Here is a 16,963-nt window from a genome sequence, read left to right on the forward strand (position 1 = left end):
GGGCTCTGCCCCGCGCCCCGAAGCTCTGGAGATATAAATTATTCCCCGTCGCCAGTTATTCCGTAGCATAGCCGGGAAAATCAGTCAAGGGCAGCGCCGCCGCAGGCGGTGCCAGAGGCACCCTTGACGGATTTCTCCCGGTTATGCTTTTTCCCGGTCAAGCGACGGGGATATAAATTCTCCAGAGCCGTTCCCCTTCCCGGGGGAAGGGGCGGAGGGGTTGGGCGAACTCTTGCTTTTCCCTAAACCAAAACAGAAATGGAGGCTCAACCAATGAAACGACCTTTAGCATACCTGACCGCCGCATGGAGCGGCGAGCCGGATGTTGATATGGAGCTGGCGGCCCACTACTGCCGCCTTGCTTATGAGGCGGGCTTTTCCCCAATCTGCCCGCTCTTGTACCTGCCGCTGTTTTTGAATGACAGCGTTCCCGAGGAACATAAGGCCGGGATTGATATGCGCCGGGATATGCTGCGGCGCTCCCATACCCTGATCGTCTGTGGCAGCGTTGTGGACGAGGATGTAAAAAACGATATTGCGGTTGCCGGGCGGCTGGGCATTGCGGCGACCACACTGGAAGGGGTGCTTGCCGTGAAGGGACATGGTACCCCGGGCCATGCCGGACATTAAGCTGGGAAGCCTTTTCGACGGGATTGGCGTGTTCCCTCTGGCTGCTTCCCGGTGCGGTATCCGTCCGGTATGGGCCAGTGAGATTGAAAAAGCGCCCATCTCCATAACCAAAAGGCACTTTCCCGACATGGTGCATTTGGGGGATATTACGAAGGTGGACGGCGGGAAAATCCCACCTGTCCATATAATTACCTTCGGTTCCCCCTGTCAGAACCTTTCTCTGATCGGCAACCGCTCCGGCCTTGCCGGGGCAAAATCAAGCCTGTTCTATCAGGCGTTTCGTATCATACAGGAAATGAGGGATGCTACTGATAACCTATATCCAGCTATCGCTGTTTGGGAAAACGTCATGGGAGCGTTTTCTACAAATGACCGGATGGACTTTAGAGCCGTCCTATCCGCCTTCTCGGACACCGAAGTTCCAATGCCTCCTTCGGGAAGATGGGGAAACGCCGGAATGGTGCGAGGGGGAACGCCTGATGTGTGCTGGCGGCTCATGGACGCCCAGTATTGGGCAGGCTCCCGAAGGCTGGCACGAAGGCAGCGGATTTTCGTCGTGGCGGATTTTGGAGGCAGACGTGCCGCAGACATACTATTTAAGCCCCGTCCAATGCTCCCACTTCCTCCGCCTTGCGGAGAGGGCGGGCCGCCGCCGAAGGAGATCGAACAGCTTCTTTTGAAACAGGGCGGCAGATACCAGTCATCCACCCCTTTCAGTGCTTTCGTATGCGGGGAGCGGCAAAAAGGCAGGAAGAAACGGCCTTCCGAAACAGCTTCGGATTACCAACTGACCCTTTTCCCACTCTTTTAGCCAGTGATGTAACGCCCTTTGCCTTCTGGTATGAGGGCGGCTGTATCCGTTTTCTGACGGAAACGGAAAGCGAACGGCTGATGGGGCTGCCGGAGGGCTGGACAAAGTACGGGGCGGACGGCGTGGAGATCCGGCCTCTGCAACGCTACAAGGCGCTGGGAAACGCGATTGCCCTCCCTTGCGCCGATTACATTATGGCCGGGATTTATGAGGTGCTGGCTGACCGGGCCGAAAAGGAGGAATGAGCCCATGTTTGAAGCCTATATAACCAATACAGCCCTGTACCCCTTGATGGGGATCGAGGTAGGGACAACGGTACATTTCCCCATGACGACACAGGAGTTGCAGGCCGCCCTTGCCAAAATCGGGATAGACGGGAAACGGTACAGCGAAGTGTTCTTTACCAGCTTTGACAGTGATGTGCTGGGGCTCTACGATCATCTCTACGAATGTGAGAACATCGACGAGCTGAACGAGCTGGGCCACGCCCTGCTGGAAGTACGGGATAAGGGCGGACTGGAAACCTTTGAAGCCGCTCTTGTCTTGGGAAACCACATACGGAGCGTGAAGGATTTGATAAACCTGACCCAGAACCTTGACCTGTACCGCTTTTACCCGGATATTTCTGATGATGAAGGGCTGGGCCGTCTTTACGCCGACGAGCTTGGGACCATCGACATACCGGAGCACATTCAGAACTACTTCGATTATGAGGCATACGGGCGGGATGTGCGTATCAACGAGGGCGGCGTATTCGCTCCCGGTGGGTACGTGTCGGCAGTCCCGGAGGGCTTCAAGGAGTATTACCACGGGCCGCAGGACATTCCGCCGGAACACCGGATATTTGCCTATCCTGAAAAGGCCGAGCCTGTCCACTCCATTCTCGCTGCACTCAAACGGTTTCAAGAAGCCCCGCCCGCTCCGAAAAAGGACAAGGCGGGGCCTTCCCATGAAGAACGGTAAGACTTCGGGCCAGCATGGCCCGAAGCATGAAGGAGGTGCATACCATCAACTATTACACTATCAATGAAGGAGCCGCCCGCCGGGCAAAGGAAATGAACAGCTTTTCCGACTACAAGGAAGGGAGCGCAACGGCGGAATACCGGGCAATGGTGGACAAGGCCGCCGCCATAGCGGAACAGCAGAAATCCCGGGTGGACCCCATGTACCATGAGAAGATTGACCATCTGTTAGACACCTACGCCCGCAAGCTGGCCGAAAACATGAACCAGGGCTTTGCCATTGACGCAAGGGTTCCCTCTGTGATGATCGCCGGACCTGCCAATTTCCCGGTGGGAAAGAAGGAAAAACAGAACCGGGCCCGGGACAGCAACATGGAGGAATGGCGGTATATTCAAGGGCTGCTGGATAAGATACGCAGTACCGGCATGGGCGGGATCAGCGCCGATGACCCGGCAGCGATTGAAAAGCTCCAGAAGAAGCTGGACGGGCTGGAACGCTCCCAGCTCATTATGAAGGAGGTCAACGCCTATTACCGCAAGCATGGCAAGCTGGACGGCTGTGCGCTGCTGTCGCCGGATCAGATCGAAAAGCTGAAAGCAAGCATGGCGTCAAGCTGGCGGAGCGATCCGAGGCCCTTTGAAAGCTACCAGCTTACCAACAACAATGCGGAAATCCGCCGGGTAAAGGCCCGTATCGAACAGCTTTCCAAACAGGCACAGCAGGAATTTTCCGGCTGGGAGTTCGATGGGGGCCGTGTGGAAATGAACCGGGAGGACAACCGCTTGCAGGTGTTCTTTGACGGAAAGCCTGACGCGGACACCCGGGCCGAGCTGAAAAGCAACGGTTTCCGCTGGGCTCCCAGCGTGGGCGCATGGCAGAGGCAGCTCACGGACAACGCCATCCGGGCGGCTGACCGCTTGGAATGTATCAAGCCGCTGTCCAGCGAAAAGCCCTCCCAGCTTCAAAAGAGGCCCTCTATCTTGCAAACCATGCGGGAACAGGGCGAAAAAGTCCAGACGGAGCCGGAAAAGAAAGCTCCGTCCGGCAGGGATGCCGAGCGGTAAGCCTCGGGCCACATTGGCCCGAGGTTTTCTGTTCCCCGAGACTGTACGGGGGCCTCCCGGATAGCGGGAACCCCGACGGAAAGGAGGTTTTATGCAGGAAGAAGTAAACCAAAAAACGGTTGCCCTTTCAATCAGGACAACGAAGCTCACAGGAAAAGTGCTGGCTGCCGCTCTTGGCAAGGTGGTTCGGGCGCTGCAAAAGCACCACCGGAAGGCGCTGACCCCGCAGGGACGCCAGAGCGTGAAAAAGCTGATGAACCACTATGGCGGCAAAAGTGCCATGCCCTATGTGGGAGCTCCAAAGGATTTTGACCGGATCGCGAAGGAGTTCCATGTGGACTACGCTTTCCATAAAGTGAGCCCCGGTCATTACCTGCTGTTTTTCAAAGCCAATCAGGCGGACGCTATCACGGCGGCCTTCCAGAAGTACAGCGCAAAGGTGCTGAATAAAGAGCAGGACAAGGCTTCCATCCTCGGCCAGCTTCGGAAATTCACGGAGCAGATCAGGACACAGGCAAAGGAAAAGCAGCGAACCAGAGAGGCGGTGAAGGACGGACGTTGAGTGACAAAATCAGAAAATATGTACTCCCAAACCTGCCGTACCTCTTTGTGTTCTGGTTCTTCTCCAAAATCGGGACGGCCTACCGGATCGCCCCCGGCACAGACTTCGGGACAAAGCTCATGGGGATGCTCGATACCTTCCCCAAAGCCTTTGAAACCTACTGGCCGGGGCTGGGAGGTATTGACCTGCTGGTGGGCCTTGCCGGTGCGGCTGGGGTGTATCTGCTGATACAGTCAAAGATCAGGCAGGCGAAAAAATTCCGGCGGGATGCGGAATACGGCACCGCCCGCTTTGGAACAAAGGAGGATATAAAGCCGTTTGTTGACCCAAAATTTCAGAACAATGTCATTCTGACCGGGACGGAGTTCCTTACCATGAACACCCGTCCGAAGATACCCGCCAATGCCCGGAACCTAAACGCCTGTGTCATCGGCTCGTCCGGCTCGGGAAAGACAAGGTTCTGGCTGACCCCGCAGCTCCTTCAAGCCCATTCCTCGTATGTGGTGGTAGACCCGAAGGGCGGCACCCTCGACCAGTGCGGGCGGTTTCTGCAACGGGAGAAATACAGGGTGCGGGTGTTCAACAGTATCGACTTTTCAAAATCCATGCACTACAATCCGCTGGCCTATATCAAGACGGAAAGCGATGTTTTGAAATTCGTTACCGCCTTGATTGCCAACACCAAAGGCGACGGCAAGGAGGGCGACGAGTTCTGGACCAAAGCCGAAACCCTCTTGTACTGCGCCCTTGTGGCCTACATCGTCTTTGAGGGGCCGGAAGAAGAACGCAACATGAATACGCTGGTGGAAATGATAAACAGCATGGAAGTCCGGGAGGATGACGAAACCTTCAAAAATGCGGTGGACTATATGTTTGACGGGCTGGAACGCCGCAGCCCCCAGCACTTCGCCGTGAGGCAGTATAAGAAATACAAGCTCGCCAGCGGCAAGACAGCCAAAAGCATTTTGATTTCCTGCGGTGCAAGACTGGCTCCCTTTGATATTCCCCAGCTTCGGGAGATCATGTCTTATGACGAGCTGGAGCTTGATAAGCTGGGGGACGAAAAATCGGCGCTGTTCTTCCTTATCAGCGACACGGACACCACCTACAACTTTTTGGTTGCCCTTGCTTTCTCGCAGATGTTCAACCTTCTGTGTGAACGGGCTGATAACACCTATGGCGGGCGTCTGCCCTACCATGTGCGGGTGCTATGGGACGAGGCTGCCAACACCGGGCAGGTGCCGGGGCTGGAAAAGATTGTGGCCGTCATTCGTTCCCGGGAGATCAGCCTGACGCTCTTTTATCAGGCTATGAGCCAGTGCAAGGCATTGTACAAAGACCATTCCGAAACCATCATGGGAAACATGGACAGTATCGTGTTCCTCGGAGGCCGGGAGGCTTCCACCCTAAAGGATATTTCGGAAAACTGGCTGGGCAAGGCCACCATCTCTATGCAGACCGAGGGCCGAAGCCGGGGACAGTCTGAAAGTTACAGCCAAAATATGCAGCGGCTTGGCCGGGAACTGATGACCACCAGCGAGATCACCACCATGCCCGGGGATAAATGTATCTTGCAGCTTCGGGGGCTCCCGCCCTTCCTGTCCCCGAAGTATGACTTGAAAAAGCACCCGAATTACAAGTACACAGCCGAATTTGATAAAAAGAAAAACGCCTTCCGCTTGGAAAGCCTGTTCCGCCACCGGCCATTGAGACTAAAGCCGGAGGACGAATACACGGTGTACAAAGTGGACGGCTCCGACACGGACGAAGAAGCTGACCTGTTGAATTTCGATGATCTGGACAGCGACGAGTTTGTGTAACTTCGGGCCATGATGACCCGAAGCGCCGCCGATGTGGGCGGCTTTTTTTGTACCCAAAACCATCAAACAAACAAAATGGAGGAACGTATATGGAATTTTTCAATCAGGCAATCGACATTCTTAAAATTCTGGTCATGGCTCTTGGCGCTGGTCTGGCGGTATGGGGCGTCATCAACCTTCTGGAAGGTTACGGGTCGGACAACCCTGCGGCAAATGCTCATGTACAGTAAAGAAGCAAACAACCGAAAACAAGAGATAGACCGCCAGCACCACACTATTCCGAACCAAAGAGCAAACGACAAGCACCATGGAAATGTGTATAACTTGCTATTCCGTTATGGAAAAGTCCGTTCACAGAACATGGAAAAGCTAAAGAGCAGCTTTCCCACATTCTGCAAACGGACTTTCCCACAACTCCATAAGATAGCAAGTTATGCACATTACGCACAGTGCCGACTGCTGCGGAAGCCCTCTCATTTCATTATCTATTCAAGAAAATAAATTATGAATTTTTTCTTAACACTACTGCGGTAGTGTTGACAACCGATTAAGAAAGGTGTAATGTGTAATCAAGCAGAAACTACTGCGGTCTTGTGGAAAGGAGGAAACAAATGGATATTAAACTTTTCGATTCAGAATTGAAAGTAATGTGTGTGCTTTGGAACGAGGGCGACACCACTGCAAAACACATATCCGACGTTCTGAAAAAAGAAATTGGCTGGAACATGAATACTACCTACACACTGATAAAAAGGTGTATCAAAAAAGGGGCGATTGAACGTTCCGAGCCTAATTTCATGTGCCATGCCCTTATTCCCAAAGAAGAAGTACAGGAAGCGGAAACAAAAGAATTGGTTGACAAGATTTATGACGGTTCAGTTGACAAACTGTTTGCAGCCCTGTTAGGCAGAAAAAAGCTTTCCGCTGAACAGATTCAGAAGCTCAAGCAGATTGTGGAAGATTTGGAATGAGGTGGTGTAAATGAATTTACTGCAAATGAGCTTTTCGGGGGCTGCTTTCATTACTGCGGTAGTGATTATCCGTGCGGTGGCAATCAATAAACTGCCGAAAAAGACTTTTCTTGTTTTATGGGAATTGGTGATATTAAGACTGCTTATCCCGTTTTCGATTCCGTCAATGTTTAGTGTTTATACGTTGGTAACTCATAGCATATCTTCTACAACATTGCCGGAAGCTGGAACAGATTACAACATTCCCACTATGCAAGGGCTGTTTGTTACGACACAGGGAGCAGAACAGCCGCCAGAGAATATTTTATCATCTGTTTCCATGTGGTTTATTGTATGGTGTGCAGGAATAATACTTATCGCATTGTTTTTTGTAATATCCTATTTGCGTTGTCTGATTGAATTTCGGACAGCTTTACCCGTCCACAACCATTATGTAGAAAAGTGGCTGGCGGAACGCCCATTGAAACGTCCAATTTTGGTAAAGCAATCTGATAGGATTTCCGCCCCATTAACTTATGGCATTTTCCGTCCTGTTATTTTGGTGCCGAAAAAAATGGACTGGAAAAATGAAAAACAACTGCAATATGTCCTCTCACATGAATATGTGCATATTTATCGCTATGATACTGTAACAAAGCTGATTGCGACACTTGCCCTTTGTATTCATTGGTTCAACCCCTTTGTGTGGGTGATGTATATTCTTTTTAACCGTGATATAGAACTGGCTTGTGATGAAAGCGTCATACGACAATTTGGAGAAAAATCAAAATCTGCCTATTCGCTAATGCTTATCAACATGGAAGCAACGAAAAGTGGGCTATTGCCATTTTGTAACAGCTTTAGTAAAAATGCTATCGAAGAAAGGATAACTGCTATTATGAAAACAAAAAAAACAACTATTTTTTCGCTGGTACTGGCGTGTCTGATTGTTGTCGGGGTAGCTACAGCATTTGCAACTTCCGCCCAAGCTAATAATAATCCAATTTTTGAAGAACAGGAGTACAAACCAATACATGCTTCCGAGAATGCTTCAGATTACGATACGGCGGCAGAACTGCCCGGCGGTAATATTGACTATGGGATATATGAAGAATATGGATTGATTTATGATAAGAATAGCAAGTGCTACACTTACAAGGGAAATGTTGTCCGATTTTTTAATGACCCAGTGGGCGGCGCAAGTTTTACCAATTTCTTTACGGGAACAGTGGATATTGAAGCGGAACGGGATACAAACGATAAACTTATTGGTATTCGGGAATGCACAAAAGAAGTTTATGACAGGCATACAGAAAAGTATGAAAATTCAGGACTTAAATCAATGCCCGCTGGCACTTCTACAGAAAATGGAGATATGATTAGAAATCATGAATCTTACAGCATGGAATCTGGAGATAAGACAGAAAACATGAATACGCTCCAAGATTATGAATCCTATGGCATAGTTTATCACCCAAAAGATGGGTATTGGTACTACAACGACCAGATAATTGGTATATTCATTGATACTAAAAAACCCATCATCTATTTTAATAACAGTGGCAGTATATATCTTTCCATTGCTGAAAATAGTGAAAATGGAGTTATGGAGATTAAGGAAATTTCCGAAGCGGAAGCACAAAAACTTTTACGGGATAATAATTCGGGCAATTCTGCTTCATTCACAGTAGAAACCTTGAAATAACAAGTGTCTTATAAACCATACGCCGTATTATGTGGGAGAAAGGGGGAACTATTTATGCCTTGCACAGAAGCATATAAGGAGCATATCGAGTACACCTTTAATGCCTTTTGCAGAGTTGTCATACACTATGCAGCAATCAACGCATGGCGTGACAGGGATAAACGGCGGCAAAGGGAAATATCCTTTGAATATCTCACAGAAGAAAAGTTTTATCCATTTTGTACGTCAGACACATATTTCATAGACCCTTACAAGCAATACCCTGTTACGATATGCGGTCAGAGGGTTATCCTCACAAATGGAAATCTTGCCGAAGCCCTGTCCTCTCTGCCAGAGAAAAAGAGGGAAATCATTTACCTTTATTTTTTCGGGCGTTACACACAGCAGGAAATCGGGGAACTGTACGGACGCTGCCGGAGTACGGCGTGGCATCACATACACAGTGCCTTGCAAATGCTGCATGAAGAAATGGAGGTGCTTTTCCATGAGGAATCCTAAACTTGTACCGTATGAAACCATTGTCCGGGCGACCAGCGGAGAGCCGGAAGCCATTGACGAGGTTTTGCGGCATTACAGCAAGCGAATCCGGCTTGCTTCCCTTGAAAACGGACAGGTCAACAAGGACACAGAGGACAACATTAAACGGCGGCTTATCGCTGCCCTGTTCCAGTTCCGCTTTGACGGACAGCCTACCTAACAGGAGGTGAGATTTGTCGCAAAAATAGTCATGCTTATATTTAACGACACAGAAGAAAAAGCGGTTGAGAAAGCCATAGCCGCCCTTGCTGATATGATACCGCTGGAAGCCATGCAGCCGCCCCACTCCCCCGTACTTACTTTTCCGGGATTGGAAATAAAATTGCACCAACGCCGGGTATTAAAAAACGGCACAGACATTCCCCTCACACGTTTAGAGTACGGCGCACTCTGCTGCCTTGCCACCAGTCCGGGGAGGGTATTCACAAAGGCGCAAATCTTTGAAGCCGTGTGGAGCCTGGAAAGCGAAAGCTGCCAGTCAAACGTGGCAAATGTGATATGCAATCTACGGAAAAAGATAGAGCCGGACAGCGGCAAGCCCACTTACATAAAGACCGTTTTAGGCGTGGGCTACAAGTTTGCTTCCGGGGAATGATAACAGAATAACCGCCGCCCATCAGCGGCAGCCAAAGACAGGAAATCAAGAAAAGGTTTCCTGTTTTTTTGCGCCCAAAACCAAGCCGGATTTTGCACCGCAATAAAATAATTCAAATACTTTTGGAAAACATTGCCTAAATTTTCTTTTTTCCCGTAGTAGGTAGTAAGGGGAAAAATAATTGCCGGAAAGTTTGGCATTTTTTGAAACCGTCCGTATATCACTGCAAAACGGAACTGATTCTTCCGTTTTTGTCAAATTCTGTTACGAAAACACGAAAAGAAATTCCGGGGAACTTTGCCAGATTTGCCTTGCCGTGCGTAGTAAGTAATAGAGGGAGAAATCCCGCCGCATAGCTGGCAGAATCCACGCCCCGCCCACCGGAGGTATCAGCAAAAGCCCACACAGAGGAAGCCGTCACTTTCTTAGAGCAAGATTCTACCGAGGTGCCAAAATTCGCTCTCCGCTTATTTTTGCCCCTGCGGGAATCTTGTTGGGGAGTGCCTTCCCCAAACCCTGCTATGCGCCCTGTCGGGCGAGAAAGGAGGTCACAGACCATGCGAAAGAAATACAATACGCCCCACCGCCGTCATGTGGTAAAGACCCGCATGACCGATGAAGAATACGCCGACTTCACCGGGCGGCTGGCGGCTTATGAAATCAGCCAGTCCGAGTTTATCCGGCAAGCCATACGGAAAGCGACCATACGCCCCATTGTCACCGTTTCCCCGGTCAATGACGGGCTGCTTGCCGCCCTCTCCAAGCTCACGGCAGAGTACGGGAAAATCGGCGGCAACTTAAACCAGATTGCCCGGAGCCTGAACGAATACGGAAGCCCCTACCGGGGGCTGGAAAAGGAAGTGCGGGGAGCCGCCGCCGACCTTGCCGCCTTGAAGTTTGAAGTCTTGCAGAAAGTAGGTGAAGCCGTTGGCGATACTCAAACATATCAGCTCTAAAAATGCCAACTACGGGGACGCTGAAAAATACCTCACATTCGAGCATGACGAGTTTACCATGAAGCCCACCCTTGACGCAGACGGGCGGCTCATACCGAGGGTAGACTACCGCATATCCTCTCTGAATTGTGGCGGGGAGGATTTTGCCGTTGCCTGTATGCGCTCCAATCTCCGCTACGGCAAGAACCAGAAACGGGAGGACGTAAAGAGCCACCACTACATCATCAGCTTTGACCCACGGGACGGCCCGGACAACGGCTTGACCGTTGATCGGGCGCAGGAGCTGGGCGAGAAGTTCTGCGCCGAGCATTTCCCCGGACACCAGGCCCTTGTCTGCACCCACCCGGACGGACACAGCCACACCGAAAATATCCATGTGCATATCGTCATTAACAGTCTGCGGATTGCGGAGGTTCCCATGCTGCCCCACATGGACAGGCCAGCGGACAGGAAAGCAGGCTGCAAGCACCGCTGTACGGACGCAGCTATGAACTATCTGAAAGCCGAAGTCATGGAGATGTGCCACAGCGAGGGGCTTTACCAGATAGACCTTTTGAACGGCAGCAAAGAACGCATTACCGAGCGTGAGTATTGGGCGCAGAAGAAAGGACAGGCTGCCCTTGACAGAGCCAACGCCCCTATTGCTGCGGACGGTATCGCGCCCCGGCAGACCAAGTTTGAAACGGATAAGGCGAAGCTGCGCCGGACTATCCGGGAAGCCCTTGCCGCTGCTTCCGGCTTTGATGAGTTTGCCGCCCTGCTTCTCCGGCATGGTGTGACCGTCAAGGAGAGCCGGGGGCGGCTAAGTTACCTCACGCCGGACAGGACGAAGCCAATTACCGCCCGGAAGCTGGGGGACGATTTTGACCGGGCTGCTGTCCTCTCCGTTTTGGAGCAGAACGCCGCCAGAGCCGCCGAAAAACCCGCAGCCATAGCGGAATACCCCGGCAGTATCAAAGACCGCTTACGGACGAAAAAAGAAGCGAAAAACGCCCCGAACAATGACGCTGTACAGCGCATGGTAGACATAGCCGCCAAGCGAGCCGAGGGGAAAGGACGGGGCTATGAGAAGTGGGCGACCATGCACAACCTCAAACAGATGTCGGCTACCCTCATGCTCTACCAGCAGTATGGCTTTTCTTCCCCGGACGAGCTGGACGCTGCCATTTCCGCAGCCAACACCGCCACGCAGGAGAGCCTTGCCGGACTGAAAGGGCTGGAAGCCGCTATCCGGGAGAAAAAGGAATTGCAGCGCAACCTTTTGGGCTATATCGGCACGAAGCCCGCCCGTGACGGTCTGAAAGCGCAGAAATCGGAGAAAGCCCGGAGAGCCTACCGGGAACAGCACGAAAGCGATTTTATCATAGCGGACACAGCCGCCCGTTATTTCCGGGAGCATGGAATAACCAAGCTGCCAGCCAGCAAAGCCCTGCAAAGGGAGATTGAGCAGCTTACCGTCCAGAAGAACGCCGGATATAACGACTACCGGGAGAAACGCCAGCGGGCGCAGGAGCTTCAGACAGTCAGACGCAATATCGACCAGATTTTAAGGGGCGCACCGAGCCAGCAGAAAAAGCGTGAACAGGAGCGTTAAAGACCGCCCCGAAATGATACCGAAACCCTACAAAAATACAGGTATGATATGAACCCTTACCGCAATACTCCCCGACTTCCAAACGGGGCTTACAGGGCAGAAAAAGCCCGAAAATGATACCGAGAACATACAGAAAATGCCCCCTATCCCGCTACACCGATAGGAACGGCAGAAAGGAGCTTACCATTGCCGAGAATGAGCAAGAAGCGGCGGCTGGAATGGTCTTTCTTCCTCAACCACCGCAACCGTATCACTTACAACGACCTATGCCGGGGCTGCACCCGTGACTGCAAACAGAGCTTCCGGGCGGTTATCATACTATGCCCTCGCTATTATTCCAAACGCTGGAAAAAGGAGGACGCAGCCTATGGCAGATAACCGCAAATATTACTACCTCAAGCTGAAAGAGAGCTATTTTGACGATGATGCAATCGTTCTGCTGGAAAGTATGCAGGACGGCGTTATCTATTCCAACATTCTCTTGAAGCTGTACTTGAAATCGCTGAAAAACGGCGGGAAATTGCAGCTTGACGAGAATATCCCCTACACCGCCCAGATGATTGCGACCATTACCCGCCAGCAGGTAGGTACCGTAGAGAGAGCTTTGAAAATCTTTATGAAGCTGGGGCTTGTGGAGCCTTTGCCAAGCGGCGCACTCTACATGAGCAACATTGAGCTTTTAATCGGCCAGTCCTCTACCGAGGGGGAGCGCAAGCGCAGGGCGCGGCTGGCTTTGCAGGAACAAAAAGCCCTGCCGCAGACAGGGGCGGACAAATGTCCACCATATCGAGCGGACATTTGTCCACCAGAGATAGAGATAGAGAAAGAGATAGATATAGAAATAGAAAAAGAGAGAGAGTTAGAAACGGGACACCCCGCCCCCGCCGCCTATGGCAGATACCACAATGTCATTCTTTCCGATACGGAGCTTGACGGGCTGAAAACAGAGCTTCCCGGCAAGTGGGAGTATTACATTGACCGCCTATCCTGCCATATCGCTTCCAGCGGGAGGAAATACAAGAGCCATGCAGCCACGATTTTCAAGTGGGCGCAGGAGGACGCAGCCAAGAAAGCCCCGAAAAAGGGCATACCCGATTATACCTGTAAGGAGGGCGAGAGCTTATGACGAATGGATTTGATGAAATGATTTTGAATATGACCGACACCACGCCGGAGCCGGAGGACTACACCGGCGAGGACGGGCTTTTATACTGCGGGAAGTGCCACAAGCCCAAAGAGGGCTATTTCCCCAAAGAAACCGCCGCATGGCTGGGGCGTGACCGCCACCCGGCAGAATGTGACTGCCAGCGGGCAGAGCGTGAGGAACGGGAAGCCGCAGAGAAACAGCGCAGTCACCTTGAAACTGTCGAGCGGTTGAAGCGGCGGGGCTTTACAGACCCGGCTATGCAGGGCTGGACGTTTGAGAACGACAACGGCAAGTGCCCGCAAATGGAACACGCCCATTTCTATGTGGAGAACTGGGAAACCATGAAAGAGCGCAACATTGGCTATCTGCTATGGGGCGGCGTTGGCACAGGCAAGAGCTATTTTGCGGGCTGTATCGCAAATGCCCTTATGGAGCGTGAAATCCCCGTGTGCATGACAAACTTTGCATTGATATTGGGTGACCTTGCCGCCAGCTTTGAGGGCAGGAATGAATATATCTCCCGACTTTGCAGCTTCCCGCTGCTTATCCTTGACGATTTTGGAATGGAACGGGGAACGGAATACGGCTTAGAGCAGGTCTACAACGTGATTGACAGCCGTTACCGCAGCGGCAGGCCGCTGATCGTCACGACTAATCTCACGCTGGAGGACTTGCAGCACCCGGAGGACACCGCCCACGCCCGCATTTATGACCGTCTGATTGAAATGTGTTCTCCTGTCCGCTTTACCGGGAGCAACTTCCGAAAAGCCACGGCGCAGGAGAAAATGGGACAACTGAAAAAGCTGATGAACAGAAAGGAGAGCCGCCTATGACCAACACCCCAAAGAATGACCGCAGCACCCGCCGCCCGGATTGCGTGACGGAAATCCGCATAGGTAATTCTGTCCTTGTCGTTTCCGGCTATTTCAAGCAGGACACCACCGCCACCGCCGCCGATAAAATGCTGAAAGTGCTGGAAGCGGAAGCTGCTACACAAAAATCGGCAATTTGACGGGACGTAAAGAAGCAGAAAGGACTGTACAGCCAGCCCCGGCGTGTGGTATGATAGTCATACGGAATAGTGGGGCTGGCTGTCGGAAATGGAGGACACTATGTTAAGACAGACCACCCGAAACCTTATTACCGCCCTTTATCCGAGATTATCCCACGAGGACGAGCTGCAAGGTGAGAGCAATTCTATTTCAAACCAGAAGCGTATTCTTGAAACCTATGCGAAGCAGAACGGCTTTTCCAATCTGCAATGGTACACAGATGACGGTTATTCTGGGGCGAACTTCCAAAGACCCGGTTTTCAAGCCATGCTTGCGGACATTGAAGCCGGAAAAGTCGGCACCGTTATCGTCAAGGATATGTCACGGTTAGGGCGAAACTATCTGCAAGTGGGAATGTATACGGAAATGATTTTCCCACAGAAAGGCGTCCGCTTTATCGCTATCAATGACGGAGTGGACAGCGCACAGGGCGACAATGATTTTGCCCCTCTGCGGAACATTTTTAACGAATGGCTGGTGAGAGATACGAGCAAGAAAATCAAAGCAGTAAAACGGTCTAAGGGTATGAGCGGGAAGCCCGTCACGAGCAAACCCGTATACGGCTACTTTATGGACGAGGACGAAAATTTTATCATTGACGGGGAAGCCGCCCCTGTTGTGCGGCAGATTTACAGCTTGTGCCTTGCCGGGAACGGGCCGACCAAGATAGCCCGTATGCTCACAGAGCAGGAGATCCCCACGCCGGGAACGCTGGAATACCGTCGGACGGGAAGCACCCGCCGCTACCACCCCGGCTATGAGTGCAAGTGGGCGACCAATACCGTGGTACATATCCTTGAAAACAGGGAGTACACGGGCTGTCTGGTAAACTTCAAGACGGAGAAGCCGTCCTACAAGACCAAGCACAGCGTAGAGAACCCCATTGAGAAACAGGCGATTTTCGAGAACCACCATGAGCCTATCATTGACACCCAGATGTGGGAGCGTGTGCAGGAGTTACGCAAGCAGCGCAAACGCCCGAACCGCTATGATGAAGTGGGCTTATTCTCCGGCATACTCTTTTGTGCCGACTGCGGCAGCGTCCTTTACCAGCAGCGTTACCAGAACGCCACCCGCAAGCAGGATTGTTATATCTGCGGGAGCTACAAGAAGCGTACCCGTGACTGTACGGCGCACTTTATCCGCACCGACCTGTTGACCGCCGGAGTGACCGACAATCTGCGGAAAGTCACCAGCTATGCAGCGAAGCACGAAGCCCGGTTTATGAAGCTGCTGATCGAGCAGAACGAGGACGGGGGCAAGCGCAGGAACGCCGCAAGGAAAAAGGAGCTGGAAGCCGCCGAGAAGCGTATCAGCGAGTTATCCGCTATCTTCAAGCGGCTGTATGAGGACAGCGTGACCGGGCGCATTTCAGACGAGCGTTTCACGGAGCTGTCGGCAGACTATGAAGCCGAGCAGAAAGAACTGAAAGAGAGAGCCGCCGCTATCCGGGCAGAGCTTTCCAAAGCGCAGGAAGCCACGGTAAACGCAGAAAAGTTTATGAATGTTGTCCGCAAGTACACCAGCTTTGAAGAACTTACCCCTACCCTTTTGCGTGAGTTTGTGGAGAAAATCGTTGTGCATGAGTGCAGCTATGACGAGAACGGCACACGCAGACAGGACATTGATATTTATTACTCTTTCGTTGGCAAGGTAGACCTGCCCGAATGACCGCCCGACCTATCCGGCGCAATGCGCAAACGCCGGATAGGAACGGCAAAATTTTTTACACTTCTACTACTTCTTTATCACACATCAGCAAAAAGCCAGGGCATTAAGCAGTTCATGGCTAATTAAAGGGAACAAAAAAGAAAGGAAAACCAATCCAGACGGTATCAGCGGCAGGATACAAGAATAAATTTTGATTTCACAAGATTGGTGCTATAATAAGAGAAAAGTTCCTGCCGGGGCAGCCGCCCCGGTGGTATGGATAGAAAGGCAGGAAAACAATATGCACATCAGCTATAAACCACTCTGGCACACACTGTTAGAGCGTGATATGAGGAAAGAGGATTTAAGGCTTGCTGCTGGTATGACAACAAATATGATTGCCAACATGAGCAAAGAGGGAAAGCACATCAGCATGGATACATTAGCCCGTATCTGCGAAACGCTGAATTGTGAGATTACCGATGTGATTGAGTTAGTACCAGACGAGCCTGCTTCCACAGGAGGTAAGGAACATGAGAGAATTGAAACCAAGAATAACGGAAAACGGAATTGATTATATCCTTGTCGGAGATTACTACATCCCGGACTTGAAACTGCCGGAGGAACACCGCCCTATCGGAAAGTACGGACGGATGCACCGGGAATATTTAAGGGAAGTCCACCCAGCCAGATTGAATACATTGATACTGACCGGAGAATTGTGGACATATCTTGCAGACCTGAACGAACAGGCACAGGAACGGTTAGACACTATCATGGAGCAGATGAAAGCCACCGAGGGCGTGACAGAGGAATTGAAGCGAACTCAACAAATGGAATGGGTGCAGCGTTGTAATAACATTCACAACCGGGCAGAAGAAATTGTTTTGCATGATATAATTTATTCATACGGGAGTAATTAAATCG

The 16,963-nt window shown here is 51.5% G+C and carries 22 protein-coding genes and 1 pseudogene; all 23 read left to right on the forward strand.

The genetic code is table 11. The features are described 5' to 3' along the window. The first annotated feature begins 273 nt into the window (after positions 1 to 273). The 23 genes and pseudogenes from LKD46_RS03495 to LKD46_RS03600 all read left to right on the forward strand — a co-directional run bounded on the left by LKD46_RS03495 (position 274) and on the right by LKD46_RS03600 (position 16,959). Complete coding sequence (locus LKD46_RS03495) at positions 274 to 630, forward strand: DUF7768 domain-containing protein (RefSeq protein ID WP_009901612.1); 357 nt, start codon at positions 274 to 276, stop codon at positions 628 to 630. After that, complete coding sequence (locus LKD46_RS03500) at positions 617 to 1,441, forward strand: DNA cytosine methyltransferase (RefSeq protein WP_227573810.1); 825 nt, start codon at positions 617 to 619, stop codon at positions 1,439 to 1,441. Before LKD46_RS03495 ends, LKD46_RS03500 begins: the two co-directional genes overlap by 14 nt. Then, complete coding sequence (locus LKD46_RS03505) at positions 1,357 to 1,686, forward strand: DNA cytosine methyltransferase (protein WP_227573811.1); 330 nt, start codon at positions 1,357 to 1,359, stop codon at positions 1,684 to 1,686. The genes LKD46_RS03500 and LKD46_RS03505 overlap by 85 nt, the downstream gene beginning before the upstream one ends. Before the next feature lie 4 nt (positions 1,687 to 1,690). Next, positions 1,691 to 2,404, forward strand: a complete 714-nt coding sequence (locus tag LKD46_RS03510; RefSeq protein ID WP_110102411.1) for an antirestriction protein ArdA — start codon at positions 1,691 to 1,693, stop codon at positions 2,402 to 2,404. Between the two features lie 14 nt (positions 2,405 to 2,418). Then, the gene (locus LKD46_RS03515; protein ID WP_110102413.1) at positions 2,419 to 3,468 is read left to right on the forward strand and encodes a DUF8626 domain-containing protein; all 1,050 of its coding nucleotides are present in this window, start codon (positions 2,419 to 2,421) and stop codon (positions 3,466 to 3,468) included. A gap of 91 nt (positions 3,469 to 3,559) precedes the next feature. Further along, the gene (locus LKD46_RS03520; protein WP_012741698.1) at positions 3,560 to 4,030 is read left to right on the forward strand and encodes a PcfB family protein; all 471 of its coding nucleotides are present in this window, start codon (positions 3,560 to 3,562) and stop codon (positions 4,028 to 4,030) included. After that, positions 4,027 to 5,850 (forward strand): VirD4-like conjugal transfer protein, CD1115 family, encoded by a 1,824-nt coding sequence (locus tag LKD46_RS03525; protein WP_227573813.1) that lies wholly within the window; start codon positions 4,027 to 4,029, stop codon positions 5,848 to 5,850. Before LKD46_RS03520 ends, LKD46_RS03525 begins: the two co-directional genes overlap by 4 nt. 89 nt (positions 5,851 to 5,939) lie before the next feature. Further along, positions 5,940 to 6,080, forward strand: coding sequence for a Maff2 family mobile element protein (locus LKD46_RS03530; RefSeq protein WP_117854421.1), 141 nt, complete (start codon positions 5,940 to 5,942; stop codon positions 6,078 to 6,080). Positions 6,081 to 6,461: 381 nt separating this feature from the next. Continuing rightward, positions 6,462 to 6,821: a BlaI/MecI/CopY family transcriptional regulator gene (locus LKD46_RS03535; protein WP_008704785.1), complete on the forward strand. Its 360-nt coding sequence runs from the start codon at positions 6,462 to 6,464 to the stop codon at positions 6,819 to 6,821. Between the two features lie 10 nt (positions 6,822 to 6,831). Next, positions 6,832 to 8,505, forward strand: coding sequence for a M56 family metallopeptidase (locus tag LKD46_RS03540; RefSeq protein WP_020993729.1), 1,674 nt, complete (start codon positions 6,832 to 6,834; stop codon positions 8,503 to 8,505). Between the two features lie 54 nt (positions 8,506 to 8,559). Further along, complete coding sequence (locus tag LKD46_RS03545; RefSeq protein ID WP_008704783.1) at positions 8,560 to 9,003, forward strand: RNA polymerase sigma factor; 444 nt, start codon at positions 8,560 to 8,562, stop codon at positions 9,001 to 9,003. Beyond that, positions 8,990 to 9,202 (forward strand): helix-turn-helix domain-containing protein, encoded by a 213-nt coding sequence (locus LKD46_RS03550; RefSeq protein ID WP_004056518.1) that lies wholly within the window; start codon positions 8,990 to 8,992, stop codon positions 9,200 to 9,202. The genes LKD46_RS03545 and LKD46_RS03550 overlap by 14 nt, the downstream gene beginning before the upstream one ends. A gap of 30 nt (positions 9,203 to 9,232) precedes the next feature. Then, complete coding sequence (locus LKD46_RS03555; protein ID WP_044952027.1) at positions 9,233 to 9,637, forward strand: winged helix-turn-helix domain-containing protein; 405 nt, start codon at positions 9,233 to 9,235, stop codon at positions 9,635 to 9,637. Between the two features lie 557 nt (positions 9,638 to 10,194). After that, positions 10,195 to 10,593 carry a plasmid mobilization protein gene (locus LKD46_RS03560; RefSeq protein ID WP_002602094.1) on the forward strand — a complete coding sequence of 133 codons (399 nt, stop codon included), beginning with the start codon at positions 10,195 to 10,197 and terminating at the stop codon, positions 10,591 to 10,593. Further along, positions 10,565 to 12,187, forward strand: a complete 1,623-nt coding sequence (locus LKD46_RS03565) for a relaxase/mobilization nuclease domain-containing protein (RefSeq protein WP_002602093.1) — start codon at positions 10,565 to 10,567, stop codon at positions 12,185 to 12,187. The genes LKD46_RS03560 and LKD46_RS03565 overlap by 29 nt, the downstream gene beginning before the upstream one ends. Before the next feature lie 186 nt (positions 12,188 to 12,373). After that, positions 12,374 to 12,565: a hypothetical protein gene (locus LKD46_RS03570; protein WP_006058351.1), complete on the forward strand. Its 192-nt coding sequence runs from the start codon at positions 12,374 to 12,376 to the stop codon at positions 12,563 to 12,565. Beyond that, positions 12,555 to 13,313: a phage replisome organizer N-terminal domain-containing protein gene (locus LKD46_RS03575; RefSeq protein ID WP_002605636.1), complete on the forward strand. Its 759-nt coding sequence runs from the start codon at positions 12,555 to 12,557 to the stop codon at positions 13,311 to 13,313. Before LKD46_RS03570 ends, LKD46_RS03575 begins: the two co-directional genes overlap by 11 nt. Further along, complete coding sequence (locus tag LKD46_RS03580) at positions 13,310 to 14,167, forward strand: ATP-binding protein (RefSeq protein WP_002605635.1); 858 nt, start codon at positions 13,310 to 13,312, stop codon at positions 14,165 to 14,167. The genes LKD46_RS03575 and LKD46_RS03580 overlap by 4 nt, the downstream gene beginning before the upstream one ends. Beyond that, positions 14,164 to 14,346, forward strand: coding sequence for a transposon-encoded TnpW family protein (locus tag LKD46_RS03585; protein WP_002605634.1), 183 nt, complete (start codon positions 14,164 to 14,166; stop codon positions 14,344 to 14,346). The genes LKD46_RS03580 and LKD46_RS03585 overlap by 4 nt, the downstream gene beginning before the upstream one ends. A 100-nt stretch (positions 14,347 to 14,446) precedes the next feature. Next, complete coding sequence (locus tag LKD46_RS03590) at positions 14,447 to 16,057, forward strand: recombinase family protein (RefSeq protein ID WP_002605633.1); 1,611 nt, start codon at positions 14,447 to 14,449, stop codon at positions 16,055 to 16,057. A 21-nt stretch (positions 16,058 to 16,078) separates the two neighbouring features. Beyond that, positions 16,079 to 16,177 (forward strand): annotated as a pseudogene (locus LKD46_RS16895) (Maff2 family mobile element protein); the annotation flags it as partial. A gap of 160 nt (positions 16,178 to 16,337) precedes the next feature. After that, positions 16,338 to 16,610, forward strand: coding sequence for a helix-turn-helix domain-containing protein (locus LKD46_RS03595; RefSeq protein ID WP_002593556.1), 273 nt, complete (start codon positions 16,338 to 16,340; stop codon positions 16,608 to 16,610). Continuing rightward, complete coding sequence (locus LKD46_RS03600) at positions 16,570 to 16,959, forward strand: TnpV protein (RefSeq protein WP_009296082.1); 390 nt, start codon at positions 16,570 to 16,572, stop codon at positions 16,957 to 16,959. The genes LKD46_RS03595 and LKD46_RS03600 overlap by 41 nt, the downstream gene beginning before the upstream one ends. Positions 16,960 to 16,963 lie beyond the last annotated feature (4 nt).

Source organism: Blautia fusiformis, from assembly GCF_020686995.1.
Lineage (GTDB): Bacteria > Bacillota > Clostridia > Lachnospirales > Lachnospiraceae > Blautia_A > Blautia_A fusiformis.

Coding starts and splice junctions, on each gene's coding strand:
- LKD46_RS03495 (WP_009901612.1), top strand. CDS start 274: ATGAAACGACCTTTAGCATACCTGACCGCCGCATGGAGCGGCGAGCCG.
- LKD46_RS03500 (WP_227573810.1), top strand. CDS start 617: ATGCCGGACATTAAGCTGGGAAGCCTTTTCGACGGGATTGGCGTGTTC.
- LKD46_RS03505 (WP_227573811.1), top strand. CDS start 1,357: ATGCGGGGAGCGGCAAAAAGGCAGGAAGAAACGGCCTTCCGAAACAGC.
- LKD46_RS03510 (WP_110102411.1), top strand. CDS start 1,691: ATGTTTGAAGCCTATATAACCAATACAGCCCTGTACCCCTTGATGGGG.
- LKD46_RS03515 (WP_110102413.1), top strand. CDS start 2,419: ATGGCCCGAAGCATGAAGGAGGTGCATACCATCAACTATTACACTATC.
- LKD46_RS03520 (WP_012741698.1), top strand. CDS start 3,560: ATGCAGGAAGAAGTAAACCAAAAAACGGTTGCCCTTTCAATCAGGACA.
- LKD46_RS03530 (WP_117854421.1), top strand. CDS start 5,940: ATGGAATTTTTCAATCAGGCAATCGACATTCTTAAAATTCTGGTCATG.
- LKD46_RS03535 (WP_008704785.1), top strand. CDS start 6,462: ATGGATATTAAACTTTTCGATTCAGAATTGAAAGTAATGTGTGTGCTT.
- LKD46_RS03540 (WP_020993729.1), top strand. CDS start 6,832: ATGAATTTACTGCAAATGAGCTTTTCGGGGGCTGCTTTCATTACTGCG.
- LKD46_RS03545 (WP_008704783.1), top strand. CDS start 8,560: ATGCCTTGCACAGAAGCATATAAGGAGCATATCGAGTACACCTTTAAT.
- LKD46_RS03550 (WP_004056518.1), top strand. CDS start 8,990: ATGAGGAATCCTAAACTTGTACCGTATGAAACCATTGTCCGGGCGACC.
- LKD46_RS03555 (WP_044952027.1), top strand. CDS start 9,233: ATGCTTATATTTAACGACACAGAAGAAAAAGCGGTTGAGAAAGCCATA.
- LKD46_RS03560 (WP_002602094.1), top strand. CDS start 10,195: ATGCGAAAGAAATACAATACGCCCCACCGCCGTCATGTGGTAAAGACC.
- LKD46_RS03575 (WP_002605636.1), top strand. CDS start 12,555: ATGGCAGATAACCGCAAATATTACTACCTCAAGCTGAAAGAGAGCTAT.
- LKD46_RS03580 (WP_002605635.1), top strand. CDS start 13,310: ATGACGAATGGATTTGATGAAATGATTTTGAATATGACCGACACCACG.
- LKD46_RS03585 (WP_002605634.1), top strand. CDS start 14,164: ATGACCAACACCCCAAAGAATGACCGCAGCACCCGCCGCCCGGATTGC.
- LKD46_RS03590 (WP_002605633.1), top strand. CDS start 14,447: ATGTTAAGACAGACCACCCGAAACCTTATTACCGCCCTTTATCCGAGA.
- LKD46_RS03595 (WP_002593556.1), top strand. CDS start 16,338: ATGCACATCAGCTATAAACCACTCTGGCACACACTGTTAGAGCGTGAT.
- LKD46_RS03600 (WP_009296082.1), top strand. CDS start 16,570: ATGAGAGAATTGAAACCAAGAATAACGGAAAACGGAATTGATTATATC.